This window comes from Deltaproteobacteria bacterium CG11_big_fil_rev_8_21_14_0_20_49_13 (genome assembly GCA_002796305.1).
GTDB lineage: Bacteria > UBA10199 > UBA10199.
This window is the reverse complement of record PCWZ01000088.1, coordinates 33,604-50,751: the sequence shown is the minus strand read 5'-3', so window position 1 is coordinate 50,751 and position 17,148 is coordinate 33,604. Positions and strand designations below refer to the sequence as shown.

The following is a 17,148-nucleotide window of genomic DNA, read 5'->3' as shown; positions in this document are numbered from 1 at the left end:
CGCCGACCAAGTTCATGAACGGCAACGTGTTCAAAGGATATGCCGTGAATACGCTCTTTAATTTTGTCTCCAAGGCAACGAACCAGGGGATCCATCTCTTGGGAATGCTTACAGAGGCCATTCACACCCCTTATCTGCAGGACCGCTTCTTGGCCATCGACAATGCTAAATATGTGATGAACAATATCGAAGGACTTTCGGAAGAGATGGAGTTCAAGAAGAACGGGATAATAGTCACGCGCGCAAAAAAGGTGTTGGACGAGACGTTAAAGTTCCTTGATGGCGTCAAAAAAGCGGGGCTCTTCCGCGCGATAGAAAAGGGGATGTTCGCCGAGGTCAAACGCATGCGCGGCGGCGGCAAGGGCCTTGACGGTGTTGTGGCAAAGGGTAAAGATTACTGGAACCCGGTGGAAGAATTGTTGGTAAAAGAACTTATGGTCAAGTGACCGCTCATCCTGAGCTTGTCGAAGGATGAGTACGATCGTCGTCCTTCTACCGGCTCAGGATGAACGAATTTATATGCTGATCAAACCATATGGCGATACTTTGAACGATGGGGCGGTGCAATTGTCCTTCACGCTTCCGGTAGCCGATTCACCCAAGGCCCACGAAGCGGCAAGGCTCTTCGTGCAGAAGCTGGGCTTTGCAACATGCGACATCGTCCACGCAGAGCCTCTTTCGGACGACTTTACCTTCTTTGTCGCCTACGGCAAGACCGAGACGGGGATAGATTACGATCAGGTGCATGTGGAGCAGAACGTCTATCACGACGACGTCATGACGATGGACGCCGTCAACGCCTTCATCAAGGAGAAGATAGGCCGCAAAGTGATGGTAGTCGGGGCGGCTACAGGGTTCGATGCGCATACCGTAGGTATCGACGCCATCATGAACATGAAGGGATATAACCATCATTTTGGGCTAGAGCGTTATAAGATGATGAACGCCCATAATCTTGGCGCTCAGGTCCCCAACGAAAAGCTCATTGAGTTCGCAAAGAAAAACAAGGCCGATGCCATTATCGTTTCACAGATAGTCACTCAAAAAGATGCCCACATACATAATCTGACGAATCTTGTGGAGCTCTTGGAGGCGGAGAAACTCCGCGACAAGTTCATTGTCGTTGTGGGCGGCCCCAGGATAAGCCACAAACTTGCGCTGGAACTTGGATTTGACGCAGGATTCGGGCGTGGCACCTATGCCGAGCATGTGGCAACTTTTATAGTGAAGAAACTGGCTCAAAATTGATGTCATCCTGAGCGAAGCGAAGGATCCCCAGTAAATATATTCGGGAGATCCTTCGGCCTTTCGGCCTCAGGAAGACATACTATCGAATACCTTCCTAAAATATGATATCTGTTCCTTAACGGAAGATCGTGATGTTCCGCCCTTAGCGCCCCTTCTTTCAACGGAGCTTTCTGGTGTGATGTTGAGCTCTTTTATGCCTTCGATGTTTGATGCCACTTTTTCATAGGCCTGTCTGAACGGGATGCCTTCGCTTACAAGGAGGTCCGCCGCGTCCGTTGCGAGTGCGGCGGTTTCTATAGAAGATGTCATTTTATCGGCACGGAACTTTGCGCCTTCGATAACTTCTGTAAATAACCTGACGCCATCATAGACAGCGTCGATAGAGTCGAAAATGAACCTCTTATCGTCCTGAAGATCTTTTGCGTACGTTAAAGGGACCCCCTTCGATATGGTAAGGAGTCCCGTGAGGGCAGCATTGGTCCTGCCTGTGAGGGCCCTTATCAGTTCGAGAGAGTCGGGATTCTTCTTCTGTGGCATCATGGAGCTTCCGGTGGTGGTCGATGCGGGAAGCTCCAAGAATCCGAACTCGCAGCCGCTCCAGATGACGAGGTCTTCGGCGTAGCGGCTTAGGTGCATCGCGATTATCGAAAGAATGGAGGCAAGGGAGATGACAAACGCGCGGTCGCTGACCGATTTTATGCTGTTAAGCGACGCGTTTTTGAACCCCAGCTTTTTGGCAAGAGAGTCTCTGTCGATCTTAAGCGTGGTCCCGGCAAAGGCGCCGCTCCCAAGCGGGCATTCCGAGAGCTCATTTTCTGTATAAGAGTCGAGCCTGCGGATATCCTCTTCCACCATTGCCGCGAATGAAAGAAGATAGTGCGAAAACCTTACCGGCTGGGCCTGCCTTAAATGGGTGTAGCCCGGCATTACGACGCTGGTGTTCTTCTCCGCCGATTCGGTGAGAGCCAGTCCAAGGGCCAAAAGAGATCTTTTTACGGAGGTAACGCTCTCTTTCAGGAACATCATGAGTCCTGTCACCACCTGATCGTTCCTGCTCTTGCCCAGGTGTATCTTTCTGCCGACGTTCCCGGCCGCTTCTGTCAGTTCCCGCTCAATGAGCGAATGCACATCTTCATCATCGGGAAGCTCTCCGTGGCCCGAATATTTCTTAACGATCAAAGGAAGCGCCTTCTTCATCGCTCCCAGCTCTTTTTCGTTCAGAATGCCGAGTCTTGAGATCTCTTCGCCCCACGCAAGAGTGAGCCTTGCGTCGAAGGGGAGAAGCCGGATGTCAATGGCAAGCGAGTTATTCACCCGTTTCATTATATCCGAAGGGCTCTCCTTTATTCTCGAACTCCATACGGCCATAAGATCAATCCCTTTTGAACCTGCTGAACTTCGGTGCCTGATATCCCATCTGATGCAGTTCCTTGCCCATCTCAAGAAGGGCCCTTACTTTTATGGGCAGTCCGTAAAGATTGATGAAACCGCAGGCGTCCTTTTGTTCGTATATATCCTCTTTGCCGAAAGTTGCAAGGTCTTCTCTGTAGAGAGAGTAGGGCGACCTTCTTCCTTCCACCATGCAGTTTCCCTTGTAGAGCTTGACCCTTGCGTCGCCTGTTACGTTCCTCTGGGTCTCTTTGACGAAGGCGTCGAGGGCCTCTCTTAGAGGCGTGAACCAGAGACCGTTGTAGATAAGCTCGGCATATTTTGGCGCGATCGATTCCTTGTAGTGCATCGTTGCGGCATCAAGGACGAGCGACTCCACCTCTTTGTGCGCGGCGCAGAGAATGGTCCCGCCCGGTGTTTCATAAACGCCCCTGGATTTCATGCCGACGAGCCTGTTCTCGACCATATCGACCCGCCCTATGCCGTGCTTTCCACCTAGTTTGTTGAGTGTTTCCAAAAGCGTTACCGGTTCCATGCCGGTCCCGTTAAGGGCCACGGGAACACCGCTCTTGAACGATATTTCTACCAAACCCGGCTCATCCGGCGCTTTAACCGGTGACACGGTCTTTGAGTAGACCTCATCCGGCGGTGCGTTCCACGGGTCTTCAAGCGCTCCGCCTTCGCTGGAGATGTGCCAGATGTTCGAATCGTGGCTGTAGATCTTCTCTCTCGAAACGGTCAGTTGAATATGCCTGTCTTCGGCATATTTAATAGCATCTTCTCTTGACTTTATGTCCCAGAGTCTCCACGGGGCGATGATCTTCACCGTCGGGTCGAATGCTTTATATGTGAGTTCGAATCTTACCTGATCGTTGCCTTTGCCGGTGCATCCGTGGCAGACGGCATCTGCTCCCTCTTTTTCGACCACATCCATCATCTTCTTTGCGATAAGGGGTCTTGCTATAGCCGTGCCAAGGAGATATTTATCTTCGTAGACGGCGCCGGATTGGATCATCGGGAATACGTAATCCGTTAAGAACTCTTTTTTCAGGTCATCTATGTACACTTTGCTTGCGCCGGAAAGTTTTGCCTTTTCGTGCAGTCCGTTGAGCTCTTCGCCCTGACCAATATCGGCAGTGTATGCGACTATCTCGCAGTTGTATCTTTCTTTTAGCCATGGGATTATTATCGATGTGTCGAGTCCGCCCGAATACGCCACCACCACCTTTTTCACGTTCTGTGTCATTTTTACGGCCTCCTTTTGCATATTATATGCATAAAATATGCATATCTAATGATTAGGTGCATATATATGCATGAATAACCCCTGTCAAGCGCTATTATCTATGGTTATGGGGTCATTAGGGGGTCACCCATTAGCAACGGTGTCAAGTTGAAATAGGGGACCCCATCCGGGCTAATCTGTATTTTCCCACATTTTCAAATTTCCATCATTATCATCGGGCGAAACATAAGCAATGCTGCGTCCGAAAACCCACAAGACAGACTCATTTGGGGTGCGCTGGCTGAATCGTGATAACATTTTGAAATTATTGAATATGAGCGACACGGGCATATTCAAAAGTGTGGCATTCCCGTCGCTTTTGAGTCCGTCTTGTGGTTTTTTGGTTTCGTCTTGTGGTTTGCGTGCTCTATGGATAACTCTCTCCTTCTCATCCTCAATTTAAGCTTAATTTTTTACCCACCTTTAATCGGGGGCAGTATAGAGAGGGCTCAGATTCTCAACTCAGGTTTTTAAGAGTCTTATCGTATGGAGCCTCGGCAATTCCGTTCTCGGTTATGATGGCGGTGATAAGCTCCGCAGGTGTCACATCGAACGCCGGGTTCCTTACATTTACGTGCGAAGGGGTTATCTGCTGATTTAAGATGTGGGTCACTTCGTGCGCGTCCCTTTCTTCTATGGGGATCTCCCTGCCGTCCTTCTTTGTCAGGTCTATGGTCGAAGTAGGCGCCGCAACATAGAAAGGTATATTGTGATACTTTGCAAGCACCGCAACGGGGAAGGTCCCTATCTTATTTGCGGTGTCGCCGTTGGTGGCTATCCGGTCGGCACCAACTATCACCTTGCTTATATTTTCGTTGCGCATCATGTAGCCGGCCATGTTATCGGTAAGGACGGTAACGTTCATGCCGTGTTTCTGGAGCTCCCACGCGGTGAGGCGCGCCCCCTGCAAAAGGGGCCTCGTCTCATCGGCATATATATGAAGCGTCTTTCCGTCCTCCTGTGCCGCGTAAAGAACGGAGAGGGCGGTTCCAGTGCCCGCGGTTGCAAGGGCCCCGGCGTTGCAATGTGTAAGAACGTTGTCGCGGTCCTTAAAAAATATCTTGCCATTATTCCCTATCTTTTCGCAGGCATCCACATCTTCCTGAAATATCTTCAACGACTCGTCCTTGAGTCGCTGTTTCAATTGATCAACGGACATCTCCTTGTGAAGGAGGCAGACCGCCTTCATCCTTTCGGTGGCCCAGAAAAGATTTCTGGCGGTAGGTCTTGTGGAATCGATCACCTCGCAGATCCTGACTATCCTTTTATAGAATTCGTCGAACGTCTTGACGGCGCTTCCCATGGCGCCTAAGGCAACTCCCATGGCACCTGCAACGCCTATGGCCGGGGCCCCCCTTATCACCATGTGCTTTATGGCGTCCGCCACGGCCTTATAATCACCGTAGGTGTTGTAGACCTCCTGCAACGGAAGCTTTCGCTGGTCTATCATTATTACCTTGTCGTCCTTCCATTCGATTGTTCTTATTATGGGCATATTTTTATCCTAGTTTCCTTTTCAATATCTCGTTCACCACTTTGGGGTTAGCCCGGCCCTTGGTCGCCTTCATTGTCTCACCTACAAAGAACCCGAAGAGCCCCGCTTTTCCCGACCTGTATTTTGCAACACTGCCGGCATTATTTGCAAGGACCTCGTCTATTATCTTTTCTATGGCGGATGTGTCCGACACTTGCGCAAGGCCCTTTTCTTTTATCACCTCTTCGGGCTTTCTGCCGGACGCATGCATCTCTTCAAAGACCGTCTTGCCTATCTTGCCGCTTATCGCTCCGGTCTCTACCATCTCCACAAGTTTTGCAAGCGCCTGAGGCTTTATCTTGCATTCGCTAAGATCTGCCTCACCGTTCTTAATTTCGCGCAGGAGCTCGGTCATTATCCAGTTCGATATCTTCTTGGGTGAATTAAAATTCTTTATGGTCTCTTCGTAATAATCGGCAAGTGCTTTATCTTGCGTCAGGACGTTCGCATCGTATTCGGGTATACCCAAGTCCTTCACAAACCGGGCCGCCTTTGCCTCTGCCAGTTCGGGAATACCCTTTTTGACCATCTCGATCCATTCGTCGGTGATAATAAGTGGGGGCAGGTCCGGCTCGGGAAAGTAGCGATAGTCGTGCGCCTCTTCTTTGGAACGCATCGATTCAGTAACCCCTTTTCCATCGTTCCAGAGAAGAGTTTCTTGTATTACCTTGCCGCCGCCCTCCAGGACCTTTGTCTGACGCCCTATCTCAAAGTTGAGCGCGCGCTCGATAGCCCTAAATGAGTTCATGTTCTTGAGCTCTGTTCTGGTGCCGAACTTATCTGAACCCTTCGGCATTATGGATATGTTCGCATCGACCCTAAATGAGCCTTCCTGCATGTTCCCGTTGCATATTTCGAGGTACATAAGGATATTCCGAAGCGCCTTGAGATAGGCTATAGCCGTGGCCGGCGAGCGCATGTCCGGGCCTGAAACTATTTCGATGAGCGGAATAGAACTTCGATTGTAATCAACATGACTGGTCTCGGCGTTCCCGGTTTCGTGGAGGAACTTTCCGGCATCCTCTTCCATGTGAATGCGTGTGATGGAAATGCGCCCCCCGTTTGGGACATTTATAAAGCCATGTTCGCAGAGGGGCTTATCATGTTGCGATATCTGATATCCTTTAGGGAGGTCGGGATAAAAATAGTTCTTTCTGGCGAAGATGCTCGTGTTGTTGATGCGGCAACTCGTGGCAAGGCCGGCCCTGACCGCAAATTCCACCGCCGATGCGTTGACAACCGGGAGGGCACCGGGTTGGCCGGTGCAGACGGGGCAGATGTGCGTGTTTGGTTCGGAGCCGAACGAGGTCCTGCACGAGCAGAACATCTTGGATTCTGTTAAAAGTTGCGCGTGGATCTCAAGTCCTATTACTGTCTCGTAGCTCATATTTGCCGAAGCAGGAAACAAGATGCATGAAGCAGGAATTTATCTTGCTTCTTGCCTCCCGCCTCCTGCCTCATAATTATATCCCACCCTTAAAATAGTCTCTTCGTCAAAATGCCTGCCTATTATCTGCATCCCTATCGGCAACCCCAGCTTGTCCTTTCCGCACGGCATCGACATGGCGGGGAGCCCCGCCAAATTCACCGGTATCGTGAATATATCCGAAAGATACATCTGCAACGGATCGTCCGTCTTTTCGCCGAGCTTAAAGGCCGTTGTGGGGGTCGTGGGCGTCATTATAACATCGACCCTCTGGAATGCTTCCGTAAAATCTTTGGTTATCAACGTGCGCGCACACTGCGCCTTTCGATAGTAGGCGTCATAATAGCCGGAAGAGAGGACGTAGGTCCCGACCATTATCCGGAGTGTCACCTCCGGGCCAAAACCTTCGGCGCGGGAACGTTCATAGAGCTCTTTTATGTCTTTTACATCTTTCGCGCGCCTTCCATAACGAACGCCGTCAAAACGCGCAAGGTTCGCGCTACATTCGGCGGGTGCGATTATGTAATAACATGCCAGAGCATGATCCGTGTGAGGAAGCGATATTTCCTTCACCTCCGCCCCCATCTTTTTCAGTTCTTCAATAGCGGATTTAACCGAAGATCCGATCTCTTCAGAGAGGCCCTTAATAAAATATTCCTTCGGAACGCCTATCTTGAGGCCTTTAACGTCTTTTTTTAGGGCAACGGTGTAGTCGGGAACGGGCCTATTGACAGATGTTGCATCTTTCGGGTCGTGGCCGGAGATGGTTTCGAGCATTATCGCCGCATCTTCTACATTTGCCGCCAGAGGTCCTATTTGGTCGAGCGATGAAGCAAATGCGGTGAGACCGTAGCGGCTGACGCGGCCATAGGTAGGTTTTAGCCCAACAACTCCGCACATGGCGGCCGGCTGTCTTATCGAACCGCCGGTATCCGTGCCTAAGGTCGCTATGCATTCTCCAGCAGCTGCCGCCGCAGCGCTCCCGCCGCTCGAGCCTCCGGGTATCCTTGTTTCGTCTATCGGGTTCTTAACGGGGCCAAAGGCCGAATGTTCGTTGGATGAGCCCATCGCGAACTCGTCCATGTTAAGCTTTCCCAAGATAACGGCGCCGGCCGTTTCAAGTTTTTCCACAACGGTGGCGCTGTAAGGTGCAATATAGTTTTCAAGTATCTTTGAACCGCAGGTGGTCTTGACGCCCCTTACTGTCAGCAGATCCTTAACGCCTAAGGGAATGCCGGTGAGGGGAAGCGCATTTCCTTCTTTTATTCTTTTGTCTGCGGCCTCGGCCTGTACAAGCGCCCTCTCTTCGCAGACGGTGATGAATGTGTTGAGTTTGGAGGTCTTCGCCTTATTCAAGTGTTCTTTGGTAAGCGCAACAGAGGTCGTCTCGCCCTTGATCAGTCTATTATGTATCTCTCTTATTCCCATATCAACTTAGTCAACTCTCTTCTATCACCTTCGGCACTTCAATAAGCCTTCCTTCTTTTGCCGGGGCGTCCTTTAAGATATCGTCGGCTGTCTTGAAATCTACCGCCTTATCTTCGCGAAGGGTCATCGACACGTTCGCTATCGCGTGAGATGTCGGTTCAACGCCCTTGGTGTCCAATTTATCCAGTTTTTCCACGTAATGGAGGACGCTTGCGAATTTTTCGGTATATTTTTTGAGCTCGATCGGCGAAAACTTGAGGTTTGCAAGCCCCGCCACGTGTTCAACCGTCTCTTTGCTTATTTTTGACATGCGAGCAGTTTCGCTAACATACAAGCTAAAAGTTTACAATAAATTTGATATGTGCTAAACAAGTAACATCCGTTCATGGTGAGCGTGTCGAACTATGAACGGATCATCCTTCGACAAGCTCAGGATGAGCGAGGGACTATGGACATTACACAATTGCCACCGTGGTTCGCATATCTGGTGGCTGGAATATTCGGTGCATGTGTTGGAAGCTTCTTAAACGTCTGCATCTACAGGCTCCCTTTAGGAAGATCGGTAGTTGCGCCGCGCTCTCATTGCCCGAGATGCCACAAACAGTTAAGCTGGTACGATAACGTGCCGCTCCTTAGCTATATTGTCCTTCAGGGGCAGTGCCGCCACTGTCAATCAAAGATCTCGCTACGCTACCTAATAGTTGAACTCTTGACGCTTTTCCTTTCTGTGGCCACATATTTTCACTTTCAGAGCATCCCGCAGTATCTGATATATTTCTGCTTCCTTGTAGCCCCTTTGATAGTCGTTACCTTCATAGACCTTGAACACAGGCTCATTCCCGACGTCATATCCATTCCCGGAATAGCCGCCGGGGTCATGGCAAGACTTGCCTTCATGCATGGACCCGTAACCCCCGTTTTAGTTGATATAATCCTGGGCATACTGGTCGGCGGAGGGTTCCTCTGCCTGGTCGGTCTTGGATATGAATGGCTCAAAAAACAGGAAGGTTTGGGGGGAGGGGACGTAAAACTTGCCTGCATGCTCGGGGCCTTCTTTGGGTGGAAAGCCATTATTTTCATACTACTTGCAAGCTCCATGCTCGGTTCGATAGTTGGCCTCACCCTAATGTTAGTCTTTAAGAAAGGCCTTAAATACGCAATGCCCTTCGGCCCTTTTTTAGTGGCCGCCGCCTATATTTATCTCTTCTTTGGAGAAAAGATCCTCAATTGGTATTTAGGTCTATTTTAGTTAACTGGTTATAATTGTTAATTATATAAATACTAATTATATACAATTATATATTAATTATAGTAACAGGTTGAAAATTGAAGAAAATTCTTGCAACATATATTCAAAATCTGTATTATGCCCATCATTCAGTCTGTGAGGTGATGCCCATGAAAAATAATGTCAGGAAGATCCGCGAAGATCTTTTGGTCAGTAAGGCAGAACTGGCAAGAAAGGCCGGTATCTCCGCGCTCACGATAGACCGCATTGAAAAGGGTATGCCATGCCGCATGGATACCATGAGAAAGATCATTTTAGCCCTTGGGCTCACCTTAAAGGACAAAGAAAAGGTTTTTCCGCCAGTCTAAACCAGATGTATAATCGCAAAGATCATTACTATAAGAAAGCAAAGGCCGAGGGCCGCGCTTCAAGGGCGAGCTACAAGCTCGAGCAGATACAGGAGAAGTTTAGGATCGTTCAGAGGAACGATCTCATCTTAGATCTGGGATGCGCCCCAGGTGGCTGGCTTGAAGTGCTTGGAGGAATGGTGGGGTCTAAGGGGCTTGTGGTGGGAATAGACATCCTGCCGATAAGGATAAGCCTTAAACACAACGTTAAATTTATAAAGGGAGATATCAATGACGATGCGGCGATTGATAGTTTAAAAGACATAATTATGTCATCGGTAATCAGTGATCAGTCATCAGCAGATGCAAAAAAGTTACCGATAGCCGATCACCGATCACCGATAACAGGTTTGGTCGATGTCATCGTCTCCGACATGGCCCCCAACACCAGCGGTGTCGCATTCAGGGACTGTTTTCTTTCGTATGAGCTCTGTACCATGGCGCTCGACACCGCCAAAAAGATGTTAAAAGAAGGCGGTAACTTTGCCGCCAAGATATTTCAGGGGAAAGAGGCAGAGGATTTCAAGCGCGACCTGCGCGAGCACTTCAAAAAAGTATCTCAGTACCTCCCCCCTGCCACCCGCGAAGGTTCAAAAGAGATATATATCGTAGCTCTCGGATTTAAATCCAAATAAAAGGGTCGGACCCCTTAGGGGGGGGGTGTTTTAATAAAGTGCCCTTATAAGGTCATTGAGTCTATTATATTTGCGGTGGATAATGAAAATTAGAGGTTATTTGAAAGGAACGATCTTGCACTTGAAAGTATCTCTTTGGTGTTCGTGAGCGCAATTTTCAGTAGCAACGTAACAGGCGGGCGGATGATGAACTTTTTCGGTTCCTTCTTTACAAGGGCTAATATGGTTTCAGGCTTTACGGGAGTCTTGGGGCCGAATTTATAGGCAAAGGTCTTGCCGTCATAGTTAATAGATTCTATCCTTAACTTTCTGGCAAGAAGTCTTATTTCAACAATGCTTAGGAGGTTCTTTGCCAGTTCTGGAATGGGGCCGTATCTGTCTTCCATCTCTTTGGATATCTCGTCCAGATGCTCGTTAGACTCGACACCAGCGAGCCTTCTATAGAGCACAAGCCTCTGTCCCTGATCTTCTATGTAGTCGGTTGGGATATATGCAGGTATGGGAAGCGTTATCTCGATATCTTCCTTTTCATCGTCATCTTTTCCCTGCATGTGGCGGATGGTCTTTTCTAAGAGCTCTGTGTACATCTCATAACCGATGGCGTTTATGTGGCCTGATTGTTGCGCGCCTAATATATTACCCGCGCCTCTTATCTCCAGATCGTGCATGGCTATTTGAAAACCGCTACCAAGCTCCGTGTAACGCTGAAGCAGGGCAAGTCTCTTGTTTGCAATGGGGCTTATCGCCTCGTCGCCGGGTGTCAGAAGATAGGCGTAAGCCTGAATGTTAGAACGCCCGACCCTTCCGCGAAGCTGGTAAAGTTGGGCAAGGCCTAAGGCATCGGCGCGGTTTATAATGATGGTGTTAGCCGATGGCACATCGAGCCCCGATTCAATGATGGTCGTGCAAAGGAGTATGTTCGCTTCTTTTTCAAGGAACTTTATCATTACATCTTCCAGATCATCCTCTTCCATCTGGCCGTGACCGACGACGACCTTTGCCTCGGGTACGAGTCTTACGAGCAGTTCGTGCATCTTTTCTATCGATTCGACCCTGTTGTGGACAAAAAAGATCTGACCTCCGCGGGAGAGCTCCGCCATAATAGCTCCGCGAATAAGGGTCTCTTCGAACTCGGCGACATATGTCCTGATGGCAAGGCGGTTCACAGGCGGCGTATTTATTATGCTGATATCACGAATGCCGGATAGCGACATGTGAAGAGTCCTTGGAATTGGGGTCGCCGACATCGTTATGGTGTCGACGGAGACGCGAAGTCTTTTGATCCTCTCTTTGTGCGCGACGCCAAAGCGGTGTTCTTCGTCGATAACAAGGAGTCCCAGATCCGCGAATTTGATGTCGCGTTGAAGGAGGCGATGGGTGCCGATCACGATATCCACGAGCCCGCGCGAAAGTTCATCGACCACATGCTTTTGCTCCGTTCGCGAGCGGAATCGCGAGAGCATTTCGACACGCACCGGCCAGTTGGCAAAGCGGCTCATGAAGTTCTCATAGTGCTGGAAGGCAAGAACCGTTGTGGGGACGAGTATTGCCACCTGCTTCTTGTCGGCCGCCGCCTTGAATGCCGCGCGCATGGCAACTTCGGTCTTGCCGTAGCCCACATCTCCGCAAATGAGCCGGTCGGTCGTCTTTTCGTCGGTCATGTCCTTTAATACTTCATCTATGGACCTAAGTTGATCGGGGGTCTCATCGAAGGGGAAGGCCGCCTCGAACTCTTCAAAGAGCTCGTCTCTGGCCGAGAATGCGTAGCCCTTTGCCAGTTTTCGCGTGGCGTAGATCTTTAATAGCTCCATCGCCATCGTCCTTATGGCGGATGTCACCTTTTCAACGGACTTGGACCACCTTGTTCCGCCGAGCTTGTCGAGCGAAACGCCTCCTTCGCCGCCGGCGCCAATGTATCTGCTTATGAGGTTTATCCTCCAGACAGGGAGGAATAATTTATCGTTACCCAAATATTGAAGTTCTAGGAAGTCGTTCTTTGTTCCGGCTATGGTCAGGTTCTTAAGGCCCAGATATCTCCCGATGCCGTGGTCCTTGTGGATGACGAGGTCGTTATCGGTTAGTTGCGAGAAATCGGTGAAGGCCTCAAAGTTCTCCCCCGGAGCCGAGCGTTTAGAGGTCTTGCTTCCGAATATCTCTTCGTCGGTTATTATGGCAAGCTTGTCTTCCTCGGAGACAAAACTGCCCGACAGTTTTCCCAGCGCTATCCATATGTTCGACCTGCCAAGGGTGAGTATCTCGCCGAACGGTCTGTCCGTTATCTCTCCCGCAAGACCCTGCCAGCGGATGAGGTCCAGGAGCCTTTCCGCCTGGGTAGTGGTGTGACAGGTGAGTATTATGCGAAGGCCAAGCTGCTGCCAGCTCTGGATCTTCTTAACTATCGCCGGAATAGCATCTTTTCCAACGGATTGAAGCCGGACGTCGGAGGTCGGAAGTCGGATATCTGACCTAAGATATCTGACCTCTGATTTCTGATCTCCGACATCGGCTTCATATATCATCTCCGGTGCAACTATCCGCTCGATATGCTTCGCGTTCTCTCTGGCTTCGCGGAGTCGTTTGAAGAGTTTGTCTTTTTCTGTGGCGACCTCTATATCGTCATAAATATAGATGCCGGAGTTCTTCGGCAGCTGTTCGCTAAGTCCCGAGACATGGTCATAGAATAACGGCATCAGCGTCTCTGTCGCCTGCGCATAGAAGTTGTGCTCTATCCCTTCGGCAAATTCCCTGCGCTCCGTTGGCTTGATATCGTTCTTGTCGCAAAGGTCCTTGAGCTGGCCAAGGGCCCTTGCCTTTGTCTCATCGTTCAAGACGACGTTCCTTGCCGGCATTATGGCAAATGATGAGATGCTGAAAGATGACCTCTGAGTTACGGCATCGAAGGTCCGAAGCGACGCCACTTCGTCGCCGTCGAGATCTATTCGAACGGGCCTCTCCATGGCGGGGGAGAAGATGTCTATTATACCGCCCCTTATAGAAAAGGCCCCTTCGTCCTCAACGAGCGGCTGGTTGATGTACCCGCACTCGATAAGGAACTTTGAAAGCTCGTCGCAGTCAACGAGGTCATGAAGATATATGGTCTTTTTATATCTTTCGAATATCGAGGGAGGAGGGCACTTTCGGAGGAACGACTGGATCGATGTTGTGAGATAAAGGACGTCGCCGCTGTAGAGTTTATTAAGGATGCGAAGTCGGTCTATCCAGATGTCGGGTTGTGTCGTTAGATGGGTGTAGGGGATGGCGTCCGGTTCGGGAAAAAGGCAGACCTCTCCACCGGCGCGGCCGCTTATGAAGAAGTTGAGGTCGTTCGCAAAGCTCTTTGCCAGGCTTTCCGTCGGCGTTACAACCGCTATCGTCCTCTTCGGTTCCCGTGCTATCTCTTTCGCTAATCTATATGCCCTTATGCTCAACTGGGCGAGATCCTACACTATCCTTTCCATAATGTCCAATATACAACTGATTTTTCAGGGGTGGGTAGGGTGTTTGAGCGACCGGTGGTAGGAATTTGCTCAAACGCCGCAAATCCGGCACCTAGGGCCGCTCGGCCATGGCATTTATGAAAGGGCGGCCGATGCCATGTCCTCCGCGACGTCGCTCTCACACCTCACCCGCCCCTTCAAAATGTAGTTGTCGTTGAAAGATCAGTAAGAGGGGATGGGATGTCTGTCGAGGGGCATCTGAGGATGACGCTATCTAAGCCATACGATAGATGCGGCGTCCGAAGCTGCAGGCGTTTTGCGGCGCCTGAGCAAAACGCCGGACCCGAGATAGACATCCCATCCCCTCTTACTGGTCTTTGATGGTCGTGAAATGGACATTTTGTTGTGCGGCATGTCAAGATGTGGTATTTAAATCGGAGAAATGAGACTGGAACACAGGATCGTGGCGGTGGAGACTCTTGTTAAATGCGGCGGAGGAATGGTGGTGGTGGATCGCTCCGAGATAATGGGTCTTTTAAAACTGCCGCTTGCGGGGCTCATGTCCTACGGAAATATCAAAGACGTCGCCAGTGACACCGTTCATCTCAAAAAGGCATGCGCAAAGTTAGGTTCCAGAGTGAGCGATCCGTTCATGGCTCTTTCGTTCCTTGCGCTTCCCGTGATACCGGAGTTCAAACTCACGGACAAAGGGCTCTTTGAGGTATCGATGCAAAGGTTCACTTCTCTTTTAATCTAGACTCGAGCGCCCTTACCTTGTCTTTTAGTTCAAGGATGCGCTCTTCACGCCCCATCGCGGCCTTGTTAAATATCTCGAGCTCGTGTACCCTTTCTTTAAGATCTTCTTCTGCTATTTTACGTTCCGTAATATCCCTAAAATTTCCGATTATGATCTTCTTTCCGTTGGGGAGTATGGTCGTGCTTGCGCTTATCTCTACCGTCACCATCTTTCCATTTCCGGTGATGATATGCGACTCTTCCGGTTTTGCATATCTTGCCTCAATGTGCCGCTTGAACTGTGTCCTGTAATATTCGGCCTCAACAGGCGGGTGAAGTATAGTATGGTCCTTTCCTATCAACTCTTCACGCGTACGCCCGACAAGCGAAAGCCCCGCCTTATTCACGTCAATAAGTAGTCCGGTATCGGCATCGGCAATATAAATGGCGTCGCGGCTCTCTTCGAATATCGTCCTAAAGAACATTTCCGACCGCCCAATTCTCTGGTCGACTTCTTTAGAGTCATCATTGTCTAAAGGCTCGTTTTCCGATGCCATATTTTTACCCCCATATTCCTTCGCCACTATACTCTTCAAAACCTGTCTTGTAAAATGGATTAAGGTTAAAATTCTCACGGCAGATTCCATGATCTATTCAGCGGCACTTAATTCTATTCAGCGGCACTTAATAGTGAAGCAATCGTCATCACGATGGATTCTCATTTTAAAGACCTGTCAAACGTCCAGTTTATCTCTTGACTGCAATAACTTGAGCATGTTAGCAACCCCCTCGCAGGGGACGCACACTTAATTCGCAACGTTAAACGTTCAATTGTTAATTAAGTGTGTCTCCCCGGAGGAGATAGAAATGGTGGACATGGATAAGATTGTAAGTCTTTGTAAACGAAGGGGTTTTATATTTCAGAACTCCGAAATTTACGGCGGTATTAACGGGTTCTGGGATTACGGGCCGATAGGGGCCGAACTCAAGAGAAGGATACGCGATTCTTGGTGGAAGAACATGGTCCAAGAACGCGAAAATGTGGTCGGTATCGACACATCTATCATAGCGCATCCCCAGACATGGATAGCCTCCGGACACGTTTCAAGTTTCTCTGACCCGATGGTCGACTGCAAGAAGTGTAAAAAACGTTATCGCGCGGACGATGTCCCCGAGAGTAAAAAATACAAGAAGGGGACGTGTCCCGAATGTGGCGGCGAGCTTACCGGGGCCAAACAGTTCAACTTAATGTTCCAGACGCACGTCGGCGCCTCCGAAGATTCCAAATCGCTCGCATACCTAAGACCCGAGACCTGTCAGTCCATATTCACACAGTTCAAGAACGTCTGCTCCGTTAGCAGGGTAAAGATGCCTTTCGGTATCGCTCAGATAGGGAAGGCGTTCCGTAACGAAATAACTCCGCGCAATTTCATCTTTCGCTCGCGCGAGTTCGAACAGATGGAGATGGAGTTCTTCTGCCACGAAAGCGAGTCCGAAAAATGGTTCGAATACTGGGTGAAGGAACGTTTCAACTGGTTCTTAGGTCTTGGCATAAAGAAAGAGAGTCTAAGTCTGCGTCCCCATAGCCATGATGAACTGGCGCACTACGCAAAATCCTGCACGGACGTTGAGTTCGAGATGCCGTTCGGAGTTTCCGAAATGGAAGGCATCGCCAACCGCGGAAACTACGACCTCTCGCAACATATAAAAGAGAGCGGCAAGGACCTTTCATGGTTCGATGAACAGGCAAAGGAGAGATACGTCCCCTCCGTCATCGAGACATCCGTTGGAGTCGATAGAACTCTGCTCGCCATACTAGTAGATGCCTATCGCGAAGAAGAAGTAAAGGGCGAGACAAGGGTGGTGATGGGATTTCATCCCTCGATGGCTCCCTATCAGGTGGCTGTATTTCCGCTTTCGGACAAGATATCCGAACCCGCTCGCAAGATAGAAAAAGAGACAAGAAAGTATTTCGTCTCCGATTTTGACAGCGCCGGTTCGATAGGCAAGCGCTACAGAAGGCACGACGAGATAGGAACTCCCTTCTGCGTCACCTACGATTTCCAGTCCGAAGAGGACCACGCGGTGACCGTTCGCGACCGCGACAGCATGGTGCAGGAGAGGGTGGCTATGGAGAACGTTGTGGAGTATTTAAAAAATAAATTCAAACTATAAATGACTAATGGGCACCTCTAAAAACCTACTTACTCTGTCATTGCGAGCCCCGAAGGGGCGCGGCAATCTCTAAGCAAACGCTTGATTTATGGAGATTGCTTCGTCGCCTGCGGCTCCTCGCAATGACACATCAAGGGGTTTTTAGAGGTGCCCTAATGTCCAAGTTGCAATGACGAATGAATGTCCAATGAGTCAATTCCCAATTGGTCATTGAGGCTTGG

At 49.8% G+C, this 17,148-nt stretch carries 14 protein-coding genes and 1 pseudogene (1 of these 15 only partly in view); 7 read left to right on the top strand and 8 right to left on the bottom strand.

Features of this window, described 5'->3' with window-relative positions; genetic code table 11:
• Together COV46_08880 and COV46_08875 are read left to right on the top strand one after the other, a co-directional pair.
• Positions 1 to 446, top strand: a pseudogene (locus COV46_08880) (D-lysine 5,6-aminomutase subunit alpha); it begins 487 nt to the left of the window's first position.
• A gap of 25 nt (positions 447 to 471) precedes the next feature.
• Entirely contained in the window at positions 472 to 1,248 is a 777-nt protein-coding gene (locus COV46_08875; protein PIR16347.1) for a hypothetical protein, read from the top strand.
• A 66-nt stretch (positions 1,249 to 1,314) separates the two neighbouring features.
• Here the strand turns inward: COV46_08875 and argH are convergent, their stop codons facing one another.
• From argH to COV46_08845, 6 genes are all read right to left on the bottom strand, one after another.
• Entirely contained in the window at positions 1,315 to 2,616 is a 1,302-nt protein-coding gene (gene argH, locus COV46_08870) for an argininosuccinate lyase (protein PIR16346.1), read from the bottom strand.
• A 4-nt stretch (positions 2,617 to 2,620) separates the two neighbouring features.
• Positions 2,621 to 3,871, bottom strand: a complete 1,251-nt coding sequence (locus COV46_08865; GenBank protein ID PIR16351.1) for an argininosuccinate synthase — start codon at positions 3,869 to 3,871, stop codon at positions 2,621 to 2,623.
• Between the two features lie 508 nt (positions 3,872 to 4,379).
• Positions 4,380 to 5,417, bottom strand: coding sequence for an S-methyl-5-thioribose-1-phosphate isomerase (gene mtnA / locus COV46_08860; protein ID PIR16345.1), 1,038 nt, complete (start codon positions 5,415 to 5,417; stop codon positions 4,380 to 4,382).
• Positions 5,418 to 5,421: 4 nt separating this feature from the next.
• Positions 5,422 to 6,843, bottom strand: coding sequence for an Asp-tRNA(Asn)/Glu-tRNA(Gln) amidotransferase GatCAB subunit B (locus tag COV46_08855; protein ID PIR16350.1), 1,422 nt, complete (start codon positions 6,841 to 6,843; stop codon positions 5,422 to 5,424).
• 39 nt (positions 6,844 to 6,882) lie between these two features.
• Positions 6,883 to 8,310 (bottom strand): Asp-tRNA(Asn)/Glu-tRNA(Gln) amidotransferase GatCAB subunit A, encoded by a 1,428-nt coding sequence (locus tag COV46_08850; GenBank protein PIR16344.1) that lies wholly within the window; start codon positions 8,308 to 8,310, stop codon positions 6,883 to 6,885.
• A 10-nt stretch (positions 8,311 to 8,320) separates the two neighbouring features.
• On the bottom strand, positions 8,321 to 8,620 hold the full coding sequence (locus COV46_08845) for an Asp-tRNA(Asn)/Glu-tRNA(Gln) amidotransferase GatCAB subunit C (GenBank protein ID PIR16343.1): 300 nt from the start codon (positions 8,618 to 8,620) through the stop codon (positions 8,321 to 8,323).
• A gap of 138 nt (positions 8,621 to 8,758) precedes the next feature.
• Here COV46_08845 and COV46_08840 point away from each other — a divergent pair, with 138 nt between their 5' ends.
• The 3 genes from COV46_08840 to COV46_08830 all read left to right on the top strand — a co-directional run bounded on the left by COV46_08840 (position 8,759) and on the right by COV46_08830 (position 10,580).
• Positions 8,759 to 9,559 carry a prepilin peptidase gene (locus tag COV46_08840; GenBank protein PIR16342.1) on the top strand — a complete coding sequence of 267 codons (801 nt, stop codon included), beginning with the start codon at positions 8,759 to 8,761 and terminating at the stop codon, positions 9,557 to 9,559.
• Between the two features lie 143 nt (positions 9,560 to 9,702).
• Positions 9,703 to 9,906 carry a transcriptional regulator gene (locus COV46_08835; protein ID PIR16349.1) on the top strand — a complete coding sequence of 68 codons (204 nt, stop codon included), beginning with the start codon at positions 9,703 to 9,705 and terminating at the stop codon, positions 9,904 to 9,906.
• Positions 9,822 to 10,580 (top strand): cell division protein FtsJ, encoded by a 759-nt coding sequence (locus tag COV46_08830; protein ID PIR16341.1) that lies wholly within the window; start codon positions 9,822 to 9,824, stop codon positions 10,578 to 10,580. Before COV46_08835 ends, COV46_08830 begins: the two co-directional genes overlap by 85 nt.
• 89 nt (positions 10,581 to 10,669) lie before the next feature.
• Here the strand turns inward: COV46_08830 and mfd are convergent, their stop codons facing one another.
• Complete coding sequence (gene mfd / locus COV46_08825; GenBank protein PIR16340.1) at positions 10,670 to 14,008, bottom strand: transcription-repair coupling factor; 3,339 nt, start codon at positions 14,006 to 14,008, stop codon at positions 10,670 to 10,672.
• 451 nt (positions 14,009 to 14,459) lie between these two features.
• Here mfd and COV46_08820 point away from each other — a divergent pair, with 451 nt between their 5' ends.
• Positions 14,460 to 14,774 (top strand): hypothetical protein, encoded by a 315-nt coding sequence (locus COV46_08820; protein ID PIR16339.1) that lies wholly within the window; start codon positions 14,460 to 14,462, stop codon positions 14,772 to 14,774.
• On the opposite strand, the gene COV46_08815 is transcribed toward COV46_08820, so the two are convergent.
• Entirely contained in the window at positions 14,755 to 15,399 is a 645-nt protein-coding gene (locus tag COV46_08815; GenBank protein PIR16338.1) for a hypothetical protein, read from the bottom strand. The two genes, COV46_08820 and COV46_08815, sit on opposite strands and share 20 nt — an antisense overlap.
• Before the next feature lie 220 nt (positions 15,400 to 15,619).
• Between COV46_08815 and COV46_08810 the strand changes: the two genes are divergently transcribed.
• On the top strand, positions 15,620 to 16,927 hold the full coding sequence (locus COV46_08810) for a glycine--tRNA ligase (protein PIR16337.1): 1,308 nt from the start codon (positions 15,620 to 15,622) through the stop codon (positions 16,925 to 16,927).
• Positions 16,928 to 17,148 lie beyond the last annotated feature (221 nt).

Coding starts and splice junctions, on each gene's coding strand:
- COV46_08850 (PIR16344.1), bottom strand. CDS start 8,310: ATGGGAATAAGAGAGATACATAATAGACTGATCAAGGGCGAGACGACC.
- COV46_08875 (PIR16347.1), top strand. CDS start 472: ATGAGTACGATCGTCGTCCTTCTACCGGCTCAGGATGAACGAATTTAT.
- COV46_08840 (PIR16342.1), top strand. CDS start 8,759: ATGGACATTACACAATTGCCACCGTGGTTCGCATATCTGGTGGCTGGA.
- COV46_08810 (PIR16337.1), top strand. CDS start 15,620: ATGGTGGACATGGATAAGATTGTAAGTCTTTGTAAACGAAGGGGTTTT.
- COV46_08845 (PIR16343.1), bottom strand. CDS start 8,620: ATGTCAAAAATAAGCAAAGAGACGGTTGAACACGTGGCGGGGCTTGCA.
- COV46_08815 (PIR16338.1), bottom strand. CDS start 15,399: ATGGAATCTGCCGTGAGAATTTTAACCTTAATCCATTTTACAAGACAG.
- COV46_08835 (PIR16349.1), top strand. CDS start 9,703: ATGCCCATGAAAAATAATGTCAGGAAGATCCGCGAAGATCTTTTGGTC.
- COV46_08830 (PIR16341.1), top strand. CDS start 9,822: ATGCCGCATGGATACCATGAGAAAGATCATTTTAGCCCTTGGGCTCAC.
- mtnA (PIR16345.1), bottom strand. CDS start 5,417: ATGCCCATAATAAGAACAATCGAATGGAAGGACGACAAGGTAATAATG.
- argH (PIR16346.1), bottom strand. CDS start 2,616: ATGGCCGTATGGAGTTCGAGAATAAAGGAGAGCCCTTCGGATATAATG.
- COV46_08855 (PIR16350.1), bottom strand. CDS start 6,843: ATGAGCTACGAGACAGTAATAGGACTTGAGATCCACGCGCAACTTTTA.
- COV46_08820 (PIR16339.1), top strand. CDS start 14,460: ATGAGACTGGAACACAGGATCGTGGCGGTGGAGACTCTTGTTAAATGC.